The 22,401-nt window shown below is 73.8% G+C and carries 22 protein-coding genes; 7 read left to right on the forward strand and 15 right to left on the reverse strand.

Annotation, left to right across the window (positions count from 1 at the left end; all coding sequences use genetic code 11):
• Positions 1-617: 617 nt before the first annotated feature.
• Together PSED_RS26830 and PSED_RS26835 are read right to left on the reverse strand one after the other, a co-directional pair.
• The gene (locus tag PSED_RS26830; protein ID WP_013677380.1) at positions 618-1,301 is read right to left on the reverse strand and encodes a response regulator; all 684 of its coding nucleotides are present in this window, start codon (positions 1,299-1,301) and stop codon (positions 618-620) included.
• On the reverse strand, positions 1,298-2,686 hold the full coding sequence (locus PSED_RS26835; protein WP_013677381.1) for an ATP-binding protein: 1,389 nt from the start codon (positions 2,684-2,686) through the stop codon (positions 1,298-1,300). Before PSED_RS26835 ends, PSED_RS26830 begins: the two co-directional genes overlap by 4 nt.
• Positions 2,687-2,845: 159 nt before the next feature.
• Between PSED_RS26835 and PSED_RS26840 the strand changes: the two genes are divergently transcribed.
• Together PSED_RS26840 and PSED_RS26845 are read left to right on the forward strand one after the other, a co-directional pair.
• Positions 2,846-4,174 (forward strand): PspC domain-containing protein, encoded by a 1,329-nt coding sequence (locus PSED_RS26840; RefSeq protein WP_013677382.1) that lies wholly within the window; start codon positions 2,846-2,848, stop codon positions 4,172-4,174.
• Positions 4,167-4,400: a hypothetical protein gene (locus PSED_RS26845; RefSeq protein ID WP_013677383.1), complete on the forward strand. Its 234-nt coding sequence runs from the start codon at positions 4,167-4,169 to the stop codon at positions 4,398-4,400. Before PSED_RS26840 ends, PSED_RS26845 begins: the two co-directional genes overlap by 8 nt.
• A gap of 132 nt (positions 4,401-4,532) precedes the next feature.
• On the opposite strand, the gene PSED_RS26850 is transcribed toward PSED_RS26845, so the two are convergent.
• Together PSED_RS26850 and guaA are read right to left on the reverse strand one after the other, a co-directional pair.
• Positions 4,533-5,456 (reverse strand): methylenetetrahydrofolate reductase, encoded by a 924-nt coding sequence (locus PSED_RS26850; protein ID WP_233899174.1) that lies wholly within the window; start codon positions 5,454-5,456, stop codon positions 4,533-4,535.
• Between the two features lie 48 nt (positions 5,457-5,504).
• Positions 5,505-7,055 (reverse strand): glutamine-hydrolyzing GMP synthase, encoded by a 1,551-nt coding sequence (gene guaA / locus PSED_RS26855; RefSeq protein ID WP_041760028.1) that lies wholly within the window; start codon positions 7,053-7,055, stop codon positions 5,505-5,507.
• Between the two features lie 241 nt (positions 7,056-7,296).
• On the opposite strand from guaA, the gene PSED_RS26860 reads away from it, so the two are divergent.
• Positions 7,297-7,755, forward strand: a complete 459-nt coding sequence (locus PSED_RS26860) for an SRPBCC domain-containing protein (RefSeq protein ID WP_013677386.1) — start codon at positions 7,297-7,299, stop codon at positions 7,753-7,755.
• Positions 7,756-7,807: 52 nt separating this feature from the next.
• Here the strand turns inward: PSED_RS26860 and PSED_RS26865 are convergent, their stop codons facing one another.
• From PSED_RS26865 to guaB, 4 genes are all read right to left on the reverse strand, one after another.
• Positions 7,808-8,188, reverse strand: a complete 381-nt coding sequence (locus PSED_RS26865; protein ID WP_013677387.1) for a type II toxin-antitoxin system death-on-curing family toxin — start codon at positions 8,186-8,188, stop codon at positions 7,808-7,810.
• Between the two features lie 13 nt (positions 8,189-8,201).
• Entirely contained in the window at positions 8,202-8,408 is a 207-nt protein-coding gene (locus PSED_RS26870; protein ID WP_013677388.1) for a ribbon-helix-helix protein, CopG family, read from the reverse strand.
• Between the two features lie 41 nt (positions 8,409-8,449).
• Entirely contained in the window at positions 8,450-9,574 is a 1,125-nt protein-coding gene (locus tag PSED_RS26875; RefSeq protein WP_013677389.1) for a GuaB3 family IMP dehydrogenase-related protein, read from the reverse strand.
• A gap of 106 nt (positions 9,575-9,680) precedes the next feature.
• Complete coding sequence (gene guaB, locus PSED_RS26880; protein WP_013677390.1) at positions 9,681-11,186, reverse strand: IMP dehydrogenase; 1,506 nt, start codon at positions 11,184-11,186, stop codon at positions 9,681-9,683.
• A 201-nt stretch (positions 11,187-11,387) separates the two neighbouring features.
• On the opposite strand from guaB, the gene PSED_RS26885 reads away from it, so the two are divergent.
• Positions 11,388-11,747, forward strand: a complete 360-nt coding sequence (locus PSED_RS26885) for a DUF5319 domain-containing protein (protein ID WP_041762514.1) — start codon at positions 11,388-11,390, stop codon at positions 11,745-11,747.
• Positions 11,748-12,026: 279 nt separating this feature from the next.
• Here the strand turns inward: PSED_RS26885 and PSED_RS26890 are convergent, their stop codons facing one another.
• The 5 genes from PSED_RS26890 to PSED_RS26910 all read right to left on the reverse strand — a co-directional run bounded on the left by PSED_RS26890 (position 12,027) and on the right by PSED_RS26910 (position 18,029).
• Positions 12,027-13,274, reverse strand: a complete 1,248-nt coding sequence (locus tag PSED_RS26890) for an anti-sigma-D factor RsdA (RefSeq protein ID WP_013677392.1) — start codon at positions 13,272-13,274, stop codon at positions 12,027-12,029.
• On the reverse strand, positions 13,275-13,847 hold the full coding sequence (locus PSED_RS26895; RefSeq protein ID WP_013677393.1) for a sigma-70 family RNA polymerase sigma factor: 573 nt from the start codon (positions 13,845-13,847) through the stop codon (positions 13,275-13,277).
• A gap of 1,131 nt (positions 13,848-14,978) precedes the next feature.
• Positions 14,979-15,575 (reverse strand): response regulator transcription factor, encoded by a 597-nt coding sequence (locus tag PSED_RS26900; RefSeq protein ID WP_013677394.1) that lies wholly within the window; start codon positions 15,573-15,575, stop codon positions 14,979-14,981.
• 166 nt (positions 15,576-15,741) lie between these two features.
• Positions 15,742-16,929 carry a hypothetical protein gene (locus tag PSED_RS26905; RefSeq protein WP_013677395.1) on the reverse strand — a complete coding sequence of 396 codons (1,188 nt, stop codon included), beginning with the start codon at positions 16,927-16,929 and terminating at the stop codon, positions 15,742-15,744.
• A gap of 2 nt (positions 16,930-16,931) precedes the next feature.
• Entirely contained in the window at positions 16,932-18,029 is a 1,098-nt protein-coding gene (locus tag PSED_RS26910; protein WP_013677396.1) for a MerR family transcriptional regulator, read from the reverse strand.
• A 141-nt stretch (positions 18,030-18,170) separates the two neighbouring features.
• On the opposite strand from PSED_RS26910, the gene PSED_RS26915 reads away from it, so the two are divergent.
• Positions 18,171-18,485 (forward strand): WhiB family transcriptional regulator, encoded by a 315-nt coding sequence (locus tag PSED_RS26915; protein WP_013677397.1) that lies wholly within the window; start codon positions 18,171-18,173, stop codon positions 18,483-18,485.
• A gap of 121 nt (positions 18,486-18,606) precedes the next feature.
• Here the strand turns inward: PSED_RS26915 and groL are convergent, their stop codons facing one another.
• Both groL and groES read right to left on the reverse strand, forming a co-directional pair.
• Positions 18,607-20,229: a chaperonin GroEL gene (gene groL, locus PSED_RS26920; RefSeq protein WP_013677398.1), complete on the reverse strand. Its 1,623-nt coding sequence runs from the start codon at positions 20,227-20,229 to the stop codon at positions 18,607-18,609.
• A 119-nt stretch (positions 20,230-20,348) separates the two neighbouring features.
• Entirely contained in the window at positions 20,349-20,639 is a 291-nt protein-coding gene (groES, locus tag PSED_RS26925; protein WP_013677399.1) for a co-chaperone GroES, read from the reverse strand.
• Between the two features lie 169 nt (positions 20,640-20,808).
• On the opposite strand from groES, the gene PSED_RS26930 reads away from it, so the two are divergent.
• On the forward strand, positions 20,809-21,441 hold the full coding sequence (locus PSED_RS26930) for a hypothetical protein (protein ID WP_013677400.1): 633 nt from the start codon (positions 20,809-20,811) through the stop codon (positions 21,439-21,441).
• A 21-nt stretch (positions 21,442-21,462) separates the two neighbouring features.
• Positions 21,463-22,395, forward strand: coding sequence for an aldo/keto reductase (locus PSED_RS26935; RefSeq protein WP_013677401.1), 933 nt, complete (start codon positions 21,463-21,465; stop codon positions 22,393-22,395).
• The last annotated feature ends 6 nt before the right edge of the window (positions 22,396-22,401 follow it).

The following is a 22,401-nucleotide window of genomic DNA, read 5'->3' on the forward strand; positions in this document are numbered from 1 at the left end:
CTGGCCACCAGTGGGGAGAACTACTGGCCGCCAGCGGGGAGATCAAGCTGGCCGTTGACACCCTGCGTCAATGATCACTGCAGCCCGGCTGCCCGGCCGATCACGAAGCCCATGCACTGATCGCCATCTCCGACATGAGCGCCGTTGACTGCGCTCAGGTCCCTGCTTCGATGATCACGGCGATCCGGCGGCCTCGCCAGCGCCTGCCCCCGCAATAGCCCCGCCCATGTCATGATCGCCGTCTCCGGGACATGGGCGCCGCCGATCGCGCTCAGGCCCCTATTCGATGATCACTCCGCCCGGACGGCCTGACCCGGCAAATCCCCTGCACCCGCCTGCCTCCGCCCAAGGGGGATCGCCGTCTCCGGGACATGAACGCCACCGACTGCGCTCTGATCCCGCTTTCGACGATCACCGCGACCTGGCTCAGCACGACAGCACGAACCCTCTGCCACACACCCGCCCACGCAGTGATCGCCATCCTCGGGACATGAGCGCCACCGACCGCGTCCACGTCCCGGTTTCGATGATCACCCACCGCCAGCCGGGGCGGCCCCGGGTCGCCTTGCGAGTGGCACCGCACGAGGCCGGCCGGGCCCCGGAGCAGCCAGGGTCGGTCAGACCAGCCTGCGGTCCGAGGCCCAGCGGGAGAGCTCGTAGCGGTTGGAGAGCTGGGTCTTGCGCAGCACGCTGGAGACGTGGGTCTCGACGGTCTTCACCGAGATGAACAGCTCGCCCGCGATCTCCTTGTAGGCGTACCCGCGCGCCAGCAGCCGCAGGACGTCGCGTTCACGACGGGTGAGCAGGTCGAGCTCCGGGTCGCCGGGAGGGGCGGCGCCGGGCCGGTCGGAGAAGACGTCGAGCACGAAGCCGGCCAGCCGCGGGGAGAAGACGGCGTCGCCACCGTGGACCCGGCGGACGGCGTCGGCGAGGTCGCGGCCCGAGATCGTCTTCGTCACGTACCCGCGCGCACCTGCGCGGATGACCGCGATGACGTCCTCCGCCGCGTCGGACACGCTGAGCGCGAGGAACACGACGTCGGGGCACTCCGGACGGATCCGGCGCAGGACCTCGGCGCCACCGCCGTCGGGCATGTGCACGTCGAGCAGCACGACGTCGGGCCGCAGGTGCCGGATCGCGGCGACGGCCTCGTCGACCGACCCCGCCTCCCCGACGACCTCGACGTCGGGGACGCCCCGGTCGAGCTCCGCGCGCACACCGGCCCGGAACAGCCCGTGGTCGTCGACGAGGAACACCGAGATCGTGCCGTCGGGGGTGGCCGCGTCCTGCGGGTCGCTCACGGCTGGGCCTCCTGCTCGTCCTCCCGCGCCGCGTCGGGCGCGGGAGCGTCGTCGTCACCTGTCGTCGTGCCGGTCGCCGGGTCGGTCGCCAGATCCATCGCGAGGTGCACCTCGGTGCCCTCGCCGAGGGTGCTGCGCAACCGTACGCGTCCGCCGTGCCGGGCCATCCTCGCCTTGATCGAGTCGGCGACGCCGTGCCGGTCGGCGGGGACGTCGTCGGGGTCGAAGCCTTTGCCGCGGTCGCGGACGAAGACGTTGACCTCGTCGGGCTCGATCTCGACGAAGACGCTGATCTCGTCGACGCCTGCGTGCTTGGCGGCGTTCACCATGGCCTCGCGCGCGGCGAGGACGAGCGCGCGCAGGTCCGGGTCGAGGGGCCGGTCGGCACCGACGAGCACGGGGCTGACGGTGAGGGCGTAGGTGTCCTCGACCTCGGCCGCCGTCTTGGTGAGCGCCTCGGCGAGCCCCTCGTCGAGTGCGGGCGCCTTGACCCCGCCGCCGCTGCTGCCCCGCCCGTAGCCCTGCGGGCCGTAGAGCCAGTGCCGCAGCTCGCGCTCCTGGCCGCGGGCCAGCCGCAGGACCTCGCGCGGCTCCTCGGCCTGCCGCTGGATGAGCGCCAGGGTCTGGAGCACCGAGTCGTGCAGGTGGGCGGCGATCTCGGCGCGCTCGGCCTCGACGATGCGCTGCCGGCGCTCCTCGCCCAGGTCGCGGGCCAGCCGCACCCACCACGGGACGGTCAGCACGGCGACCCCGACGATCGTCGCGACGACGGCCAGCAGCCCGAACTGCACCTGGCCGAGGTTGATGTTGCCGATCAGGAAGACCGCGATGCCCAGCGCGACGAACAGCGCGCCCGAGACGACCCGGATCAGGGCGGTCCGGCCGCCGCCCGCCGCGCCGGTCACGCCCGACCGCGCGCCCGCGGCCCACCGGCGGCGCTGCGCCTCGTCGGCCTCGCGCCAGACGACGGCCGCACCCAGCGCGGCCACGCCCAGGGGTCCGACGATCCAGCCGATCACCGAGTTCCCCAGCGCGGCCGCGACCAGACCGACGCCCAGCCCCAGCGCGGCCAGGCCGATGGCCTGCTGGCGCTCCCGCCTGGTCGTGACGCGCTGGACGTCGGCGCTCTCCTGGCGCACGAACACCCACAGCAGGCCGTAACCCACGACGCCCGCACCGTTGATGGCGGCGAGCACGACGAAGGCGGCCCGGACCCAGATGACGTCGATGCCCAGGTGGTCGGCCACGCCGCCCGCGACACCGGCGACGAGCCGGCCCGAGCGGCGTCGCTCCAACGGGCCCCGCGCCGGGACGGCGGGCGCGCCGCTGGTCGCAGCTGGCTGACTCACGACACCATGGTCACACGCAGGACGGCCCCGGGGCATCGGGGACGACCTCCGGGGGACCTCAGGGTCGTCCCGGATGGGCGCGCGCCCGCCACGCGGGAGGCTGGTGCCCATGGAGGGGGAAGCCATGAGCGAGCTTGCGAGCGGACCGGCGCAGCGTCCACGTGACACGCCGGGACCGCGGGGCGAGGGAGAGCGATGAACGGGACGGATGTGCAGTCGACGCTGCGGGAGATGTGGGAGACGCGCCCTGCGCGGCCTCGCCACGACCGCAAGGTCGCAGGGGTGGCGGCGGCCATCGCCCGGCGTTACGACATCGACCCGGTGCTCGTGCGTGTCGGGTTCGTGGTGGCGGCCCTGTACGGGATCGGCGCGGCCCTCTACATCGCGGGCTGGGTGCTGCTCCCGGAGGCCGACGAGAACGACCCGACCGACGGCGCCGCCGCGGCCACCAAGCCGGGCAAGCGCCCGCATCCCGGGCTCCTGATCGCCCTGATCGTGGCAGCGGTCGTCGGGACCGGCGCGATCTTCGGCCACGACGGCGGGATCATCTGGCCGGCGATCATCGCGCTCGGCCTGCTGTTCCTGCTGCACCGCTCGCGCGGCGGCCGCGGCGTGGCGGGCCCGCACGCACCGGCCCCGGCGGCCCACGACCCGCAGACGGTGAACCTCCGCAAGGAGGGCACGACCGCCGAGCAGGAGACCACCGAGCTCGACCCGGTGACGGGCGAGCCGAAGCCGACGCCGCCGTCGTGGGACCCGCTGGGCGCCGCGCCGTTCGCGTGGGACCTGCCAGAGCCGGCACCGGAGCCTGCTCCCGAGCCGCCTGCGCCGCGACGCCGACCGCCGGTCACGGCCGTCACCCTGGCCGTCGCGCTCGTCACCGGCGGTGTGCTGGGCGCCCTGCTGCTGGGCGGCACGAACCTGATGTCGCTCCCGACGCTCCTCGCGATCGTCCTGGGCATCCTGGGCGCCGGTCTGGTCGTCGGGGCGTTCGTCCGCGCCGGTCGCGGCATCATCCCGTTCGCCCTGATCATGTGCCTGCTGACGTGGGGCGCCATGCAGGTCCCGACGGACTCGCTGCGCGGCGGGGTGGGCAACACCGAGGTGCGACCGGTATCGGTCGACATGCTCGCGCCGTCCTACGAACGGGCCGCGGGCAACATCGAGCTCGACCTGCGGGGGCTGGACCTGTCCGTCCCCGCTGGCGTCGGCGCCACCGCGCTGCCGCAGGACCCGGGTGTCCCGGCGCCGCCCGCCCCGCCGGCTCCACCGGTCCCGCCCGTCGAGACCCGGGTCGACGTGGGCATGGGCAACCTCGAGGTGTGGGTGCCCGCGAACGCCGACGTCACCGTCCACGCCGATGCGGGCGTCGGGCACGTGCAGTTCGGCAACCGCGAGAGCGGAGGCAGCAGCGCCCGCATCGACGTCGTCGACGACCTGGGTGCCGACGGCATCCGGTCCGGCCGGCCGATCGTCCTCGACCTGCACGCGGGTCTGGGCAACGTGGAGGTGCATCGTGGCTGACGAGACGACGGGGACGACCACCGGCCGCCCCACCCGCACCCCGGCGCGGCGGTTCCCCGACCTGCTGTGCCTGGTCGTCGGGCTGCTGAGCCTCGGCGTCGCGGGGAGCGCGCTGACCGGGAACAGCCTCTGGTTCACCGGGTTCGACGCCCGCTGGCTCCTCGCCGGCGCGGCCGTCCTGCTCGGGGTGCTGCTCCTCGCGGGCAGCCTGCGCAACCGCAGCTGAGAGACCACGGCGGAGCTGGGGAGCGCCGCCGACCGGTCGTCCGGGTGATCCGGCCCTCGGGGGACGGTGGGATCACAAGGGGACGGACGACCGCCCGTGAGTGGCGATGGTCGCCATGGCGACCATCGCCACTCACGACGTCCGGGCCATCCCGGCCGCCTCGAGGATCTCCGGGACCCCGCGCTCGTCGCCCACGACCATCACGTGCACCCCCGCGACCCCGGGCAGCTCGCGCAGCTCGCGCACCGTGTCGACGCACGCCGCGACCCCCTCCGCGGCCACCTTGTCCGACGGCACGCCGCGCAGCCGACGCTCGAGCTGCTCCGGCACCGACACCCCGGGGATCGACGACAGGAACTCCAGCGCCCGCAGCGACCGGATCGGGCCCACCCCGGCCAGGACGCCGCAGCGGGCGTCGAGGCCGCGGTCGCGGACCTGGCTCAGCCAGCCCGAGAACGCGTCGACGTCGAACACGAACTGCGTCTGCACGAACTGGGCGCCGCCGTCGACCTTCTGGGCGAACCGGTCGGCCGACGGCCCCGGGCTGTCGACGGCACCCAGCAGCCAGCGCGGCGCGGGATCGACCGACCGGCCCGACAGCAGCACGCCCTCGTCGCGCAACGACCGGGCCGCGGCCATCAGCCCACCCGAGTCGAGGTCGAACACCGCGGCCGCGTCGGGATGGTCGCCCTGCTCCGGGCGATCCCCGGTCATCAGCACGAGGTTCGGGACGCCGAGCGCGGAGGCCGCGAGCAGGTCGGACTGCAGCGCGATCCGGTTGCGGTCGCGGCAGGTCATCTGCATGACGGGCTCCACGCCCGCCTCGAGCAACGCGAGGCTGCCGGCGAGGCTGGAGACGCGGACGTTGGCGCCGGCGTTGTCGGTGACGTTGACCGCGTCGACCCAGCCCCGGAGGTGGTCGGCGGCCCGGCGGACGGGGCCGAGATCGGCCCCGCGCGGGGGTGCGACCTCCGCGGTGACGGCGAACCGGCCCGAACGCAACGCGTCCGCGAGCCGGCCGGGGATCTCCGGCGAGAGTGCCGTGGGGGTGCTCACGCCCACATCATGCAGTCCGCCCCGGCCGGGCGCGCCGGGCCCCGCGGGTCACTCCCACTCGATCGTGCCCGGCGGCTTGCTCGTCACGTCGAGGACGACGCGGTTGACCTCGGCCACCTCGTTGGTGATGCGGGTGGAGATCCGTTCGAGCACGTCGTAGGGCAGGCGCGTCCAGTCGGCCGTCATGGCGTCCTCCGACGACACCGGCCGCAGCACGATCGGGTGGCCGTAGGTGCGCCCGTCGCCCTGGACGCCGACGCTGCGCACGTCGGCCAGCAGGACGACCGGGCACTGCCAGATCTCCTTGTCGAGCCCGGCGGCGGTGAGCTCCTCGCGGGCGATGGCGTCGGCGGCGCGCAGCGTGGCCAGCCGGTCGGCCGTGACCTCCCCGATGATCCGGATGCCCAGCCCCGGCCCCGGGAACGGCTGGCGGCCGACGATCGTCTCCGGCAGCCCGAGCTCGGCGCCGACCTTGCGCACCTCGTCCTTGAACAACGTGCGCAGCGGCTCGACCAGCGCGAACTCGATGTCGTCGGGCAGGCCGCCGACGTTGTGGTGACTCTTGATCGTCGCCGTCCCGGTCCCGCCGCCGGACTCGACGACGTCCGGGTAGAGCGTGCCCTGCACCAGGAACCCGACGTGCTCGGCCTCGGCGACCTCCGCCGTCGCGGCCTCGAAGACCCGGATGAACTCCCGCCCGATGATCTTGCGCTTCTGCTCGGGCTCGCTGACGCCCGCGAGGGCGCCGAGGAAGCGGTCGGCCGCGTCGACGGTGTGCAGCTTCGCGCCGGTGGCCGCCACGAAGTCGCGCTCGACCTGCTCTCGCTCGCCCGCCCGCAGCAGCCCGTGGTCGACGAACACACACGTCAGCCGGTCGCCGATCGCGCGCTGCACCAACGCCGCCGCGACCGCGGAGTCGACCCCGCCCGACAGCCCGCACACCGCGTGCCCGTCGCCCACCTGGGCGCGGATCGCGGCGACCGAGTCGTCGATGATCGACGACGTCGTCCAGCTCGGGGTCAGCCCCGCGACCTGGTGCAGGAAGCGCCGCAACACCTCCTGGCCGTGCGGGCTGTGCCCGACCTCCGGGTGGTACTGCACGCCGGCCAGCCGGCGCTCGGTGTCCTCGAACGCCGCGACCGCGACCCGGTCCGACGACGCCGTCACCGTGAAGCCCTCCGGCGCACGCACCACCGAGTCGCCGTGGCTCATCCACACCGGGTGCCGCGCGGGCAGACCGTCGTGCAACGCACCGGCCGTCGACGTCAGGCACAGCTCGGTGCGGCCGTACTCGCGGGTGCCGTCGGGTGCGACCTCCCCGCCCAGCGCCTTGGCCATCGCCTGGAAGCCGTAGCAGAGCCCGAGCACCGGGATGCCCGCGGCGAACAACGCGGGGTCGATCTCCGGCGCACCGTCGGCGTACACGCTCGCGGGCCCGCCGGACAGGATCAGCGCGACGGGCTTGCGGGCGACGATCTCGGCGACCGGCGTGTCGGAGGGCACGATCTCGGAGTACACCTGCGCCTCACGCACCCGGCGGGCGATGAGTTGGGCGTACTGCGCCCCGTAGTCGACGACGAGGACGGTCGGCTGCTGCACGTCTCGAGGATAGTTCGTGGCCCCGACCACCCTGGGGGCGGCGACCCGCGGCGCGGGGTGCCCGACGACCGGTGCCGGCGGCAGTGCCGCTCGACGAGGTCGTCGCCCGCCGCCCCGGCCCGGATCACGTGCTGACGGCTGCGGGCCGTCCGGTCCCCGCACGGCCGGGAGCGCGGGGCCGGGTCGCCGACCCCGGCCTCTGGGGTCTGGCCCCCAGAGTCGGGCCCCTAGAGTCGGGCCCATGTACTCGACGCGCGTGTCGTTGCTGGTCCGGGCCCCGCGAGCCGTCGTGTGGCAGGCGCTCGTCGACGCCGACGCCATCGCGCGGTGGCGCGTCCCCGACGGGATGCGCTGCGAGGTGCACGAGTTCGACGCGCGCGAGGGCGGCCGGTTCCGGGTCTCGCTGACCTACTCCGACCCCGACGCCCTCGGCAAGACCAGCGCGCACACCGACACCTACCACGGCGTCTTCACGACGCTGCGCGCCGAGCAGGAGATCGTCGAGACGCTGGAGTTCGAGTCCGACGACCCGGCCCTGGCCGGCACGCTGACGCAGACGACGACGCTCGCCGACGCCGACGGCGGCACCGAGGTCACGATCGTCCACGAGGGCATGCCCGACGCCGTCTCCCCCGCCGACGACGAGGCCGGGACCCGGATGGCCCTGGCCAACCTCGCCGCCCTGGTCGAGGGCTCCTGATCCGGTGCCTGCAGCGACGCGATCGTCGCCGTAGGCACCCGATCCCAGGCCGTCAGCGTGGTGCGGTCATCCGACGCAGCCGTTCGGCGATCTCGGCGACCGTGTCGACAGTGCCGTCCGCGATCTCGATCACGAGGTCGAACACCGGATCGTCGGCGGCCGTCACGGCCCATCCGTTGATCCACAGGAACGTCTCCGTCGCAAGCCAGCCCAGGCGCTTGTTCCCGTCGCCGAGGCCGTGGTTGCCGCCGAGCGAGTGCAGCAGGGCGGCCGCCTTGTCCCACACGTCCGGGTAGGCGTCCGCGCCGAACACGGTGCTGCGCGGACGAGCCAGGGAGGACTCCAGGAGTCCGTAGTCGCGCACCTCGACGCCGCCCTCGACCGCCTCAGCGGCGACCTGGAGCAACGACTCCAGCGTCAGGTACTGCGTCATGCATCTACGCTCGTCACGCGCTGCCGAGCCGACGCATCAGATCACGGCGACGCGGGCCGAGGACCGCGAGAGCCTCAGCGACCGAGTCGTGATGAGCCCGCCGCTCGATGTACTGGCGGACGGCGTCCCGGGCGACGGCGTCCATCGAACGCTGCTCGACCTCGGCCTGGGCACGCAGCGCCGCGAGCTCGTCGTCCGTGAACCGCACGTTGATCGCCACAGCCTCAACGGTACCAGAATAGTACCGACGGACCTGCCGATTCAGCCGCGGACCGTCAGGCCCGCCTTCTGGAACTCCTTGAGGTCGGAGTAGCCGGTCTTGGCCATGGCCCGGCGCAGTGCGGTGAACAGCGCGACGTCGCCGTAGGGGCTGTCGGACGGGCCGAACAGCACCTGCTCGAGCGTGCGGTCCCCGGTGTCCTGCGCGGTGATCTCCGAGCGCGGCAGGGAGGGGTGCGCGGCGGCCGAGGTCCAGTACAGCCCGCCCGCGGGCGACTCGACCGAGGCCGCGAGCGACTCGCCGAGCATGACGGCGTCGGCGCCGCAGGCGATGGCCTTCGCCATGTCGCCCGAGCCCACCATCCCGCCGTCGGCGATGACGTGGACGTAGCGGCCGCCGGTCTCGTCGAGGTAGTCCCGGCGGGCCGCGGCGGCGTCGACGATCGCCGTCGCCATGGGGACGCCGATGCCCAGCACCGAGTCGGTGGTCGTCCCGGCGGACTCGCCGTACCCGACGATCACGCCCGCCGCGCCGGTGCGCATCAGGTGCATCGCGGTGCGGTAGTCGCCCACGCCGCCGGCGACGACGGGGACGTCGAGGCCCTTGATGAAGTCGCCGAGGTTGAGCGGTTCGCCCTGGGAGACGTGCTCGGCGGAGATGATCGTGCCCTGCACGACCAGGATCTCCACCCCGCCGGCCAGGAGCGTCGGCGTGATCTCCCGGGCGCGCTGCGGGCTCACCCGGACGGCGACCGTCACGCCCGCCTCGCGGATGGTCTTGAGCGCGTCGGTGAGCAGGTCGGGCTGGATCGGGGCGGCGTGCAGCTCCTGCAGCAACCGGATCACGGCGGCCTCGTCGCCGCTGTCGGCGACGTCGACGATGCGGGCGAGCGCGGCCTCCGCGTCGCCGTGCCGGGCCCACAGGCCCTCGGAGTTGAGCACCGGCAGGCCGCCGAGCTGCCCGATCCGCACCGCGCTGGCGGGCGAGACGACCGCGTCGGTCGGATGCGTCACGAGCGGGATGTCGAAGCGGTACGCGTCGAGCTGCCAGCCGAGCGAGACCTCCTTCGAGCTCCGCGTCCGCCGCGACGGGACGATCTCGATCTGCTGCAGGTCGTAGCTGCGACGGGCCGTCCGGCCCATCCCGATCTCCACGAGGTCACGCACGGGTGACCAGCGTAGGGGGTGTGCGAGAGGGCGCCGTCGATGGGCTCGGTGATCGGGCCGGCGCGCGGCCGGTCGGAGCCGCGATCGCCGGCGGAGACCCCTCGTGCTACCTCGACGCGTAGTTCGGCGCCTCGACCGTCATCGTGATGTCGTGCGGGTGGCTCTCCTTGAGGCCGGCCGCGGTGATCCGGACGAGCTGGGCCTGCTGGAGCTCGGGAATCGTCTGCGCACCCGCGTAGCCCATCCCGGACCGCAGTCCGCCGACGAGCTGGTGCACCACGAGCGACAGCGGCCCGCGGAACGGGATGCGGCCCTCGATGCCCTCGGGGACGAGCTTGTCCTCACTCAGCACGTCGTCCTGCGCGTAGCGGTCCTTCGAGTACGACTTGGCCGGGCCGCGCGACTGCATCGCACCCAGCGAGCCCATGCCGCGGTAGGTCTTGTACTGCTTGCCGCCGACGAGGATCAGCTCGCCGGGGGACTCCGCGGTACCGGCCAGCAGGCTGCCCAGCATGACGCTCGACGCGCCGGCGGCGATCGCCTTGGCGATGTCGCCGGAGTACTGGATGCCGCCGTCGCCGATCACGGGGACGCCCGCGGCGGCGCAGGCCTGCGCGGCCTCGTAGATGGCCGTGATCTGGGGGGCGCCGACGCCCGCGACCACGCGCGTCGTGCAGATCGAGCCCGGCCCGACGCCGACCTTGACCGCGTCGGCACCGGCCTCGACGAGCGCCTGCGCACCGGCGCGGGTCGCGACGTTGCCCCCGACGACGTCGACCCCCTCGCCCACCTCGGCGCGGAGCTTGGCGACGGTCTCGAGCACTCGCCGCGAATGGCCGTGCGCGGTGTCGACCATCAGCACGTCGACACCCGCCTCGACCAGCTGCATCGCACGGGCGTACGCGTCCTCACCCACGCCGACGGCCGCCGCGACGACGAGCCTGCCGTCGGGGTCCTTCGTCGCGAGCGGGTACTTCTCGGTCTTGTTGAAGTCCTTGATCGTGATGAGGCCGCGCAGGATGCCGTCGCCGTCGATGATCGGCAGCTTCTCCAGCTTGTGCCGGCGCAGCAGGCCCAGCGCCGCCTCCGCGGTGACGCCGACGCGGGCGGTGACCAGCGGGGCCGGCGTCATCACCTCGTGGACGGGCCTGCCGTGGTCGACCTCGAAGCGCATGTCGCGGTTGGTGATGATGCCGACGAGCTTGCCGTCGGCGTCGGCGACGGGCACGCCCGAGATGCGGTACTTCGCGCAGAGGGCGTCGACCTCGGCGAGGGTGGCGTCGGGCGAGCAGGTGACGGGGTCGGTGACCATCCCCGCCTCCGACCGCTTCACGACCTCGACCTGTGCGGCCTGCTCGTCGGGCGACAGGTTGCGATGCAGCACCCCCAGCCCGCCTGCGCGGGCCATCGCGATCGCCATCCGCGACTCGGTCACGGTGTCCATCGGCGACGACACGACGGGCACCTGGATCCGGACACGCCTGGTCACCTGGGTGCTCGTGTCGGCAGAGCTCGGGATCACGTCGGACTCCGCGGGCAGCAGCAACACGTCGTCGAACGTGAGACCCAGCATCGCGAACTTCGGCGGCAGTCCGGTGGTCTCAGTGGTCATCGCAGGCCTTCAGCCCCTCACCGGTCAGCTCGGCGGACGGCCCGGGCGCCGCCCTCCCCCATGGTATCCGTGGCCGTCGACCGGGCCGAGCCGGCGAGTCCGGGCCCACACCCACACAGGTCACGCACGTCGTGACGCTGCTCCACCGACGACACGCGGCGGGTCGCGGAAGGGTACGGTGTGGGCGTGTCGGCCGAGGCGATGCCACCGGATCCCTTCGCGGGCGATCCGCACGATCCCGCCCTGTCGTTGGACGGGCCGGCCGACGAGCGCGACGACCTGAGCGACGAGGAGCGCGAGGAGGTCGTGGCGGACCTGGCCGATCTGGCCGTCTACCAGGCCCTGCTCGAGGGTCGCGGGGTGCGCGGCATCGTCGTCGACTGCGGCGACTGCGGCGAGCAGCACTTCCACGAGTGGAGCCTGCTGCGCGCCAGCCTGCAGCAGCTGCTCGAGGAGGGCCAGATGCGCCCGCACGAGCCCGCCTTCGACCCCGACCCGGCCGACTACGTGACCTGGGAGTACTGCCGCGGCTACGCCGACGCCGTGATCGGCGACGGCTGAGCGGTTCCCCGACGCGCCGCGGGCCCCGTCCGGATGTCGGACGGGGCCCGCGGCGTTCTCGGCGGGTCGTGTGCGCGCCGCGCGCTCAGCTCGGTTGCGTCACCGGCTCGGAGCCGGTGGTCGTCGTCCCCATGCCCGAGGTGGTGGACGACGGATCGGGCTTGCCCTCCGACGTCGGCTTGGGAGTGCCGGACGTCGGCGCGGATGACGAGGTCGGCGACGACGTCGTCTCGGGCGGCTGGGTCGTCGTCGAGGTCGGGGGCGGCGTCGGGGTCGGCGTCACGGAACCGGCGGGCGCCGACGGTTCCGTCGGCTGGCTGGGCTTCCCCGGGATCGTCGGCGGCGCGGGGCCGGGGTGCCGTCGCGCAGCGGGGCCTCCGGGTCGGCCTTCTGGCCGGCGGGGGTCTCCTGCAGCTTGGCCGACAGGAACTTCTGGTTGGCCTCCAGCGACGGTGCGCCGTCCTCGGGCTTGACCTTGGCCATCAGCTGCTCGACCTGGGTCAGCTGCTGCGCGGCGGCGCTCGTGTCGCCCTGGGCGAGGGCCTGCTTGACCTGGACGAGGCCGGCCTGCGCGTCGACGGCCGCCTGCCGCGACTGCGCGGTCTCCTTGTAGAGGACCTGCGTGACCCCGAAGAGCGTGTCGCCGGGCTGCGCGTCGCCCGCCCCGATCGAGACGCCGGTGACGGCGACGATGATCAGCGCCGCGGCGCCCGCGAGCGGGGCGAGATGACGTGCACGCTTGCCGGAGCGCCTGCGGCCCCGCATCGGGGTGACGACGCCCTCGCCACCGTCGTCGGTGCCTGCGGCGGGCTCGGGCCGGACCGCCTCGAACTGCGTCGTCGGCACGTCGACCGGGCCGCCGGTGACAGCCATGATCGTCGCGAGCGCGGTGTCGACGTCGACGAGCTCGGGGATCGGCTCCGCGTCGACCTCGGCCTTCCAGGCGGCGAGCATCTCCGCGATGCGGTCGTCGTCCCCGCCACCGCCGCCGCCGGAGTGACCACGCGCCAGCGCGTCGAGCAGGGCGTCGTCGGACTGGACGGCGAGCAGGTCCGGGGCGTCCTCGCCCGCCGCGCCGGTCGGGATCGCCGCGGCCGGCCGCAGCAACCTCGGCGGCACCAGGGGTGCCGCACCGCTCTCACCCGGCGTGCCGTTGACCTGCCGGCCGTTGACCTGCTGACCGTTGACCTGCTGGTGGTCGTCGAACTCACGGCCGTTGACGTGCTGGCCGTTGATCTCGTGACCGTTGACCCGGTGGCCGTCCCCGGCGTGGGCGTCGAGCGAGCGGCCGTTCGGCGGGCGGCCGTCGGCGCGTGGCCCGTCGACGGGACCGACGCCCTGGGGCCGACCGTTCACGGGCCGTCCGCCGGGCGGCGGCTGCTGCCAGCCGGACGGGGGCGGGCCCGGGTTCCAGGCGTCCTGCGGGACGAACCACGGGTTGGGGCCGTCGGGCCCGGCGCCCTCGGGCCGGCGGTGACGCCCTCGGCGGGGGGCCTCGTCGGGACCGTTCTCCTCACGATCGCTCATCTAGACCACCTCCTCCTCGGGCATCGACTTGCGCAGTCTGGCGAGTGCACGGTGTTGGGCGACGCGGACGGCGCCCGGTGTGGATCCGACGGCCTCGGCCGTCTCCTCCGCGGACAACCCGACGACGACCCTCAGCACGAGGATCTCCCGTTGTTTCTCGGGCAGCTGTTCGAGCAGCCTGCCCATCTCGCCCGAGAGCTCGACGCGCAGCGCGCGCTGCTCCGGGCCGTCGGCGACCTCGACCGCGTCGGGCACGTCGGCGACGGGTTCGGATCGGTTGCGGGTGGCGGCTCTGTGGGCGTCGATCACCTTGTGTGACGCGATGCCGTAGACGAAGGCGAGGAAGGGCCGCCCTTGGACCCGGTAGCCGGGCAAGGCCGTCAGCACGGCCAGACACACCTCCTGCGCGACGTCGTCCGCCGAGACGGACGATCGGTCCACCCGACCGAGCCGCGCCCGGCAGTACCGGACGACCAGCGGCCGGATGATGGCCAGCACACGCTCGACTGCTCGCCGGTCACCTGCCATCGCAGATGCCACGAGTTCGTCGAGAACGTCTGTCGGTTCACTCATCGCAGGCCGTGCTCCGGGTGTTACGCAACATGGTCGACATCATCCGTTCGGCAAGAACGACTACGGAGAGTGTCGCAATCAGTCCTCGACACCGAACACGGTAGCGAAGGCCGGGCCGCGGGCGCGGACAAGGCCTCGATCGTGGGAACGAGTGACCGCGGGTAGAGGTCACGCATCAGAACGGGAAGGACCCGGACGGCCGAGCTGAGCCGGACGCCGGTACGGGATCGGCCGAACGACCCATCGTGAGAGCCCGTCGACGGCCGGGGCAGGTCCTGAGCAGTGGGCACCGCGGCGGCAGGCCGGACGCGGCGGGACGGGCGGCGCAGCCGGGAACGCCGTGCCCGTCGGACGCGGGAGGGCCGGCGGCCGAGGCACGCGGGCCGCGACGGCGCGTCACCGAGCGAGCCGGCGGTGACCTCGATTCGCGCGCGAGCCGCTCGGGACGCCGAGGACACATGCCGCGCCCGTCGCCGAGCGAGCGGCGCGGCACCGGCGTCGACCCCGGTCGCGCGGGGCGCCCGGACGGGCCGGGTGCGCGGCGCGCGACCGGAACGAGGAAGTGACGTCGCAGCGACCTCGGCAACCGGTCGCGCGCGCCGACCCGACGGACCGACGGTCGAGGTACCGGGCCCGCGGCGGCGCGTCGCCGACAGAGCGGGCGCGGGCCCCGGTCGCGCGCGGGCGGCGGCCGCAGCGGGCAGCGGACGTCCGAGCGGGCGGCGGCACCGGGAGACGGTCGTCGACGGCTCCGGGGAGCGGGAGCGGGCCGGTGCCCGGCACGAACCGCGGGACGCCTACCGCACCGCGTCGGGCCCTCTGGGACGGGAGCTCGGGGCGGGCGCGGGACGTCGTCGGGAAGCAACCCGTGCGGGACGGGGGCGTGCGAGGCCGGGTGCCAGATCCGGAGGCGCCGGCAAGCGGGGAGCGGGCCGGCGCCAGGACGAACCGGGGGACGCCTGCCGCGCCGGGTCGAGCCCTCTGGGGCAGGAGCTCGGGCCGGGCGCGGGACGTCGTCGGGGAGCAACCCGTGCGGGACGGGGGCGTGCGAGGCCGGGTGCCGGTTCGGGGCGGCACTCGACCCGTGCCCGGCAAGGGGGAGCCGGGCGGTCGCCGTCGGGCGACGAGGGTTCAGGACACCAGACCGCGGCGGAAGCCGTGGGCGACGGCCTGGGCACGGTCGCGGACGCCGAGCTTGCGGAACAGCCGCCGCGCGTGCGTCTTGACCGTGTCCTCCGACAGGTAGAGCTCGCGGCCGATCTGGCCGTTGCTCTTGCCCTGGCTCATGCCGCGCAGCACCTGGAGCTCGCGCTCGGTGAGCTGCACCCCCGGGTCGGCCGGGGTACGCGGCGTCGGCACCGCGGTGCTGGCGAGCGTGTGGGCGAGCGCGGCCACCAGCTCGGGGCGCGATGCGTCCCAGCGGAGGTAGCCGCGCGCACCGCCCGCGATGGCGGCAGCGATGCTGCCCGCGTCGTCGGGGGCGCCGAAGACGATCACGTTGGCCTGCGGGTGGGCCGCGACGAGCCGTCGCGTCGCCTCCACGCCGGTGGGAACCGCACGCTGGGTCCCGACCAGTACGACGTCCACGGGCTGCCGGGAGAACCGGGCCAGCAGCTCGTCGCCATGGGCCACACAGTCGATCCGGTGCACCCCCGGCACCGCGGACATCACGCGGGTCAGACCTTCGCGGACGCTGCGACGATCGTCGCAGATGAGTACCGTCGTCACGACGATTCCTTCCTGCAGCTTCCTGCAGCCGGGTGATGTGTCACCCTCCGCATCGGCGGGTGACAGCCTCACCTTGACACGATCAGGGCGAGTTTGTGCCCTCCATTCGAGCGCGTTTCGCCGAGTGGCACTCGTCATGTGGGTGACGAACGTCCGAACGGAGTAATCAGGTTACCGCGTGCCACCCCGGAATCCACGCCGACTCCCCCATCAGGCGCCTGCCGGTAGGGTCCGATCGGGAGTAGAGGACGCTCAGCGTGCGAGCCGCGGCGTGTCGTCGGCGCGCCGCGTCGCTCACCGTGCCGTTCGGCGCATCGGAGGAACGATTCCGATGTCGATCGTTTGCGTTCCGGGCCGCGTCACGGTCGACCGGCGGTTGTCGTGGCGGGTCGGACGGCAGGGCCGTTCGAGTGGCGTCCGGAGAGCCCGACGATCGGCGGGTCGAGGGGTGTTCGCCGCCGTCCGGGGGATGTGAGGCAACCCGACCGTGGCTCGCGGGTCCCTGCGCATCGGCCCAGATGCGGGGCCCCTCGGGGCCTCCCTCCGGGGCGCCGTACGCGGCCTGCGCGACCCCCGGGCGGTCGGCGAGGTCGGCGGCGGCGAGGGCCGCGGGCCAGTGCAGCGGGAGCAGTCCCAGGCGGGTCGCCTCGGCCGCGAGGGCGTCCAGCTCGACCAACGCCGCCGGCGCCGTCGAGGGCTCCCACGACGCGCGCGACACGCCGGCCACGATCGCCGACTTCACCCGGTGACGCGACGAGCGGCCTCCGCTCGCCCGCCGATCGGCGTCCGCCGCGGCCCGCACCGCCGCAGCGGGGTCGCCGCCCGCCAGTGCCAGCTCCGCGGCGACCCAGCCGAGGCGCACCGGCAGCCGCCAGGCGGCGGCGTCCTCCCGGCACCGGCGTCGGGACAGTTCGGCGTCGGCCCGGTCGAGGAGCCGTCGGGCACCTGCGAGGTCTCCGGTGCCCAGCGCGTCGGCCGCCAGCCCGACGAGTGCGTCGACGTGAGCAGCAGCGGCCGTCAGCAGACCTCCGGGCACCACGACCGACGGCGGCCCCGCGGCCGCCCGGGCGAGCGCCTCGGCGTCGAGCCGCCGGGCCGCGGCGTGCCCGCCGAGCTGGCGACGGTGCGACGCGAGCGTCACCGCGGCGTGCGCCGCCACGACGGGCGCGACGGCGGGGTCGCGGCGCAGCCCGTCGAGCAACATGGCCGCGGCGGCGTAGCGGCCCTGCCCGCCCAGGGCGACGGCGGCCGCCCACCGGTCGGCGGCACCGGCGTCGGACGGGACCCTGACGGTCGCGCCGGGACGGGGACCGAACGCGATCTCCCACGGACCGTCCGCCGGCGCGGCAGGCACCGTCAGCTCGTCGCCACCCGGGTCAGCAGGTCGGCCGCGTCGACCAGCGTCGACAGCCGGGTGATCGCGGGCGGCAGCAGGGTCTCGTCCCAGCCGACGCCGCCGACGAGCAGGCGGTGCCGGGGCCGGGTGCGCGGCAGCCCGGTCACGACGTCCGCGTCCGCTGTCTCCGGGACCTGCGACCACAGCACGACGGCCGCAGGGGCGGTGCGGCGCACCGCGTCGGCGAGCGCATCGGCGGGGAGGTCGGCGCCGAGCGGGCGGCAGGGGATCCCGCGCTCGGCCAGGACGGCCGCGAGGACCGTCAGCGGCAGGACGTGCTGCTCGCGGGGCATGCCGGCCAGCAGCACGGGGCGCAGCCCGGCCCGGGCCGGCGCGAGGACGGCGCGGGCGTTGAACACCGCCGTGACGCAGTCGCTGACCAGGTGTTCGATCTCGACGCCGCGGCCGGTCGACTCCCAGCGCTGCGCGACCGCGACGAGCACCGGGCGGGCGACCTGGTCCCAGGACACGACGAGGCCGTCGGCGGTCACGGAGTCCAGGAGGACCGCACGGATCCCCTCGGCGTCCATCGCCGACGCCGCGCGGGCCAGCCCGCGCGCCCTGGGTGTCGCGCCCGGCAGCCGCAGCACCCGGCCACCCCGGCCCGCCGCCGGACCCGGCCGGTCGTCGTCGAGCTCGGCGGCGACGGTGTCCTCCCGCAGCCCCGTCGCGGCGGGCCACGACCTCGCCGGGACGTGCGGGTCGGGCGCGAGGTCGAGACGGGGCGCCATCGCAGGGCGGGGCGCGGGCACCGTCGGGAGGGCCTCGAGGGGTGTCGTCAGCGCCAGCCTCGCGGCCTCGGCCGGACCGCTGCCGTGGGTGAGCGCGCGGTGCATGACCTGCAGGCGGGCGAGGTCGGTCGTCGTGTAGCGGCGGTGGCTCCCGGGTACGTGCCCGGACGGTTCCAGCCCGTACCGGCGGGCCCAGGTGCGCAGCGTGGCCGGCGCGACGCCGAGCCTGCGGGCGACGGCGGCCACGGGCAGGGACAACTCGTCGGTCGCCGCCCCTGGGGACGGGCCCGCCGGATGGGCGGACGCGGGCCCCGCGTCGCCGTACATCGGGCAATCGTCGCCGCGCGACCGGTCGCCGGTCAAGCCGAGACGCTCATCGAATTCTCTTGTTGAACCAGGTTTGACGCGATTGACTGAGGGTATGTCGCCTGCGATGGCGAAGTTCGAGCAGACAGGCTGGTGAGGGTCGTGGCGGATATCCGACGGCTTCCCGTCCCCGTGTCGGAGACGTGGGACTGGCAGATGCGCGGCGCGTGCCGCGGCATGGACAGCGCGTTCTTCTTCCATCCCGAGGGCGAGCGCGGGCCGGCGAAGGTCAACAGGGAGGCGCGGGCGAAGGCGGTGTGCCGGACGTGCCCCGTCGTCGAGGAGTGCCGCCGGCACGCGCTCGCGGTGCAGGAGCCCTACGGCGTGTGGGGCGGGCTGTCCGAAGCCGACCGGCTGGACGTGCTGCAGGCCCGCGAGCGGAGCGTCCGGCAGCCACGGGAGACCGCGGTCCGGTAGCGGCGCCGGGCCGGGATCGGCGCGGGCCGGGCGCCACGACGACGCAAGGGCGGGTGCGAACACGAGGTTCGCACCCGCCCTCGGCGGTACTGCGTATGGCGTACTGCGGGTTACGGGAGCGTCAGTGCCCGTGACCGTGGCCGTGGCCACCCGCGGCAGCGGGCGCCGGCGGCTCCGGCTTGTCGACGACGGCGCTCTCGGTGGTGAGCACCATCCGCGCGATCGACGCGGCGTTGACGACCGCGGAGCGGGTCACCTTCACCGGGTCGATGACGCCGTCGGCCAGCAGGTCGGAGTAGGTCAGGGTCGCGGCGTTGAAGCCCTGACCCCAGTCCTGCTCGGCGACCTTGGAGGTGACGACCGCACCCTCGAGACCGCCGTTGGTGGCGATCCAGAACAGCGGCGCCGACAGCGCACGGCGGACGATGGCGACACCGGTCGCCTCGTCACCGGCCAGGCCGATGCCGTCCTCCAGCGTCTTGGCGGCCTGGACGAGCGCCGAACCACCGCCGGGGACGATGCCCTCCTCGACCGCGGCCCGGGTCGCCGACACCGCGTCCTCGATGCGGTGCTTGCGCTCCTTGAGCTCGGTCTCGGTGGCCGCGCCGACCTTGATGACGGCGACGCCGCCGGACAGCTTGGCCAGCCGCTCCTGCAGCTTCTCGCGGTCCCAGTCGGAGTCCGACGCCTCGATCTCGCCCTTGATCTGGGCGATCCGGCCGTCGACCGCGTCCTTGGTGCCCGCACCCTCGATGAGGGTCGTGGCGTCCTTGGTGACGACCGCGCGGCGGACCTTGCCCAGGACGTCGAGCCCGGCCTCGGACAGCTTGAGCCCGATCTCCGGGTTGATGACCGTGCCGCCGGTGGCGATGGCGAGGTCGTCCATGAACGCCTTGCGGCGGTCGCCGAAGAACGGCGACTTGACCGCCGCGACGCGGACCGTCTTGCGGATCGAGTTGACGACGAGCGTGGACAGCGCCTCGCCCTCGACGTCCTCGGCCACGATCAGCAGCGGCTTGCCGTCGGCCAGGACCTTCTCCAGCAGCGGGAGCAGGTCGGCGATGGCGCTGATCTTCTCGCGGTGCAGCAGGACGTAGGCGTCCTCCAGCACGGCCTCCATCGACTCGGGGTCGGTGACGAAGTACGGCGAGAGGTAGCCCTTGTCGAACTGCAGACCCTCGGTGATCTCCAGCTCCGTCGCCATCGTCGAGCCCTCTTCGATGGTGACGACGCCGTCGGAGCCGACCTTGCCGAACGCCTGGGCGATCAGCTGGCCGATGGTCTCCTCGCGCGAGGCGATGGTGCCCACCTGCGCGATGTGCTCGTCGCCGTTGACCTGGATGGCCTTGTCCTTGAGGAACTCCGCGACCTTCTCGGCGGCCGCGGCGATGCCCCGGCCCAGCGCCGTCGGGTTCGCACCGGCGGCGACGTTGCGCAGACCCTCACGGACCAGCGCCTGCGCCAGCACCGTCGCGGTGGTGGTGCCGTCACCCGCGACGTCGTTGGTCTTGGTGGCGACGGTCTTGGCGAGCTGGGCGCCGAGGTTCTCGTACGGGTCCTCGAGGTCGACCTCGCGGGCGATGGTCACGCCGTCGTTGGTCACCGTCGGGCCGCCGAACTTCTTGTCGATCACCACGTGCCGGCCGCGCGGGCCGAGGGTGACCTTGACCGCGTCGGCGAGCTGGTTCACCCCACGCTCGAGTGCACGGCGCGTGTCTTCGTCGAAGCTGATCTGCTTCGGCATCTTCGCCTCTCTCGGATGTTCTTCTCGTACGGCGTCCCGTCACACACCTCCGCCCCGGCGACGAGTCGGTCGACGGTCGGCCGGGGCGGAGGGTGCGGCCGGAGATCAGCCGGGTGGTGTCAGTTGACGACCGCGAGGACGTCGCGCGCGGAGAGGATCAGGTACTCCTCGCCGTTGTACTTCACCTCGGTGCCGCCGTACTTCGAGTAGATGACGACGTCGCCCACGGCCACGTCGAGCGGCACGCGGTTGCCGTTGTCGTCGATGCGACCCGGGCCGACGGCCAGGACCTTGCCCTCCTGGGGCTTCTCCTTGGCGGTGTCCGGGATGACGATGCCCGAGGCGGTGGTGGTCTCCGCCTCGCTGGCCTGGACGACGATCTTGTCCTCGAGCGGCTTGATGTTCGCCACTGGATGACCTCCCCTTCCGTGGGGTACGAACTGCTGACCCGTTCACATTGGCAACTGACAGCCGTTCGGGGCGCCCCGCCGTCGCGGGTGCCGGGGCGTCCCCGATCGCACTGTGCTCTGGCACTCTACCCATGAGACTGCCAACCGCTCAACGTCGGGAGGGCCCTCGGTGTCGTCAGCCCCGTCCGCGCCGTCGGACCTGTCCCGGCACGACCGCCCCCCGCCGCGGGCGACCGCGCCGGCCGTCGCGGCGGTCGTCGCGTCGTTGCTGGTCCTGGCCTCGGCGCTGGTGGTCTTCCTGCTGCGCGACACGCTGACGACCCGGTCGGTCGAGGGCAGGCCGTACGCGGTCGCGAGCGGCGCGACGGGGATCGCGACCGCCGGTACCGGGACACCGACCCCCTCCCGCGGCCCGATCGCGGGCACCGACCCAGTGGCCGCGCTGACCCGGCAGGCCGCGCAGGACAGGTCCCGGGTGGAGACGTTCGTCGGGCAGTGGATCCCTCAGATCTCGGCGAAGGCCCCGGGGTTGGTCGTCGACGGACGGACGTTCGACGACGCGGCCGTCCTCGCCGACGTCATCGCCTCGCGCGACCGTTTCCCGCAGGCGCTGCTGCTGCGGTCCGACGACTACACCAGCTTCCGGCGCGGCGGGTTCTGGGTGACGGTCGTCGGCACCTCCTTCCCGACGCCCCAGGCCGCCAACGCCTGGTGCGACCAGCAAGGACTCGCTCCCGACGACTGTTTCGCGAAGCGGCTCTCACACACCGAGGGGCCGCAGGGCAACACCGTGCTGCGCTGACGGGCCCGTACGGTTGGGAACATGACGACGCTCGGATCCAGTGACCTGGATGTCTCCCCGCTCTGCCTCGGCGGCAACGTGTTCGGCTGGACGGCCGACGAGGCGGAGTCGTTCGCGGTTCTCGACGCATTCGCCGAGGCGGGCGGCGACTTCGTCGACACCGCCGACTCCTACTTCTGGCGCAAGCCGGGGAACTCCGGCGGGGAGTCCGAGACGATCATCGGCAACTGGATGGCCGCCCGCGGCAACCGCGACCGCATGGTCGTCGCGACGAAGGTCGGCAACCTGCCGAGCAGGCCCGGCCTGTCGGCGGCCAACATCGCCGCGGCCGCGGAGGACTGCCTGCGCCGGCTGCGCACCGACCACATCGACCTGCTCTACGCGCACAGCGACGACGAGTCCGTCGCGCAGGAGGAGACGCTCGACGCCTTCGACACCCTCGTGAAGGCGGGCAAGGTGCGGGTGCTCGGGGCGTCGAACTTCACCGCGGAGCGGCTGCGGTCGGCGCTGGAGATCTCGGCGCGCGACGGGCTGGCCCGCTACGAGGTGCTGCAGCCGCACTACAACCTGATGGAGCGTGCCGACTTCGAGGCGTCGCTGGCTCCCCTGCTGCAGGCCGAGAACATCTCCTGCCTGCCGTACTACGCGCTGGCCAAGGGCTTCCTCACCGGGAAGTACCGCGACGGCGCCGACGTCGACAGCGTCCGCGCCGAGGGCGCCATGGCCTATCTCGACGACCGCGGCCGCCGCGTCCTGACCGTGCTCGACGAGATCGCGGCCGGACACGGCGTCCCGGTGGCGTCGGTGGCGTTGGGCTGGCTCGCCGCGCAGCCGACCGTCGCCGCACCGATCGCCAGCGCCCGCACCACCGCGCAGCTGGCCGAGCTGCTGCCGATGCTCGACCTCAAGCTGACCGACGACGAGATCCGCCTGCTCTCGCACGTGAGCGCCTGACCCGTG

This window comes from Pseudonocardia benzenivorans CB1190, from assembly GCF_000196675.2.
Classification (GTDB): domain Bacteria; phylum Actinomycetota; class Actinomycetes; order Mycobacteriales; family Pseudonocardiaceae; genus Pseudonocardia; species Pseudonocardia benzenivorans.

What these genes read in the sequence shown, in the direction of transcription:
- PSED_RS26835 (WP_013677381.1), bottom strand. Translation starts at nt 2,686, where the DNA reads ATGCCCCGGGGCCGTCCTGCGTGTGACCATGGTGTCGTGAGTCAGCCA.
- PSED_RS26840 (WP_013677382.1), top strand. Translation starts at nt 2,846, where the DNA reads ATGAACGGGACGGATGTGCAGTCGACGCTGCGGGAGATGTGGGAGACG.
- PSED_RS26860 (WP_013677386.1), top strand. Translation starts at nt 7,297, where the DNA reads ATGTACTCGACGCGCGTGTCGTTGCTGGTCCGGGCCCCGCGAGCCGTC.
- PSED_RS26865 (WP_013677387.1), bottom strand. Translation starts at nt 8,188, where the DNA reads ATGACGCAGTACCTGACGCTGGAGTCGTTGCTCCAGGTCGCCGCTGAG.
- guaB (WP_013677390.1), bottom strand. Translation starts at nt 11,186, where the DNA reads ATGACCACTGAGACCACCGGACTGCCGCCGAAGTTCGCGATGCTGGGT.
- PSED_RS26885 (WP_041762514.1), top strand. Translation starts at nt 11,388, where the DNA reads ATGCCACCGGATCCCTTCGCGGGCGATCCGCACGATCCCGCCCTGTCG.
- PSED_RS26890 (WP_013677392.1), bottom strand. Translation starts at nt 13,274, where the DNA reads ATGAGCGATCGTGAGGAGAACGGTCCCGACGAGGCCCCCCGCCGAGGG.
- PSED_RS26895 (WP_013677393.1), bottom strand. Translation starts at nt 13,847, where the DNA reads ATGAGTGAACCGACAGACGTTCTCGACGAACTCGTGGCATCTGCGATG.
- PSED_RS26910 (WP_013677396.1), bottom strand. Translation starts at nt 18,029, where the DNA reads ATGTACGGCGACGCGGGGCCCGCGTCCGCCCATCCGGCGGGCCCGTCC.
- groL (WP_013677398.1), bottom strand. Translation starts at nt 20,229, where the DNA reads ATGCCGAAGCAGATCAGCTTCGACGAAGACACGCGCCGTGCACTCGAG.
- PSED_RS26935 (WP_013677401.1), top strand. Translation starts at nt 21,463, where the DNA reads ATGACGACGCTCGGATCCAGTGACCTGGATGTCTCCCCGCTCTGCCTC.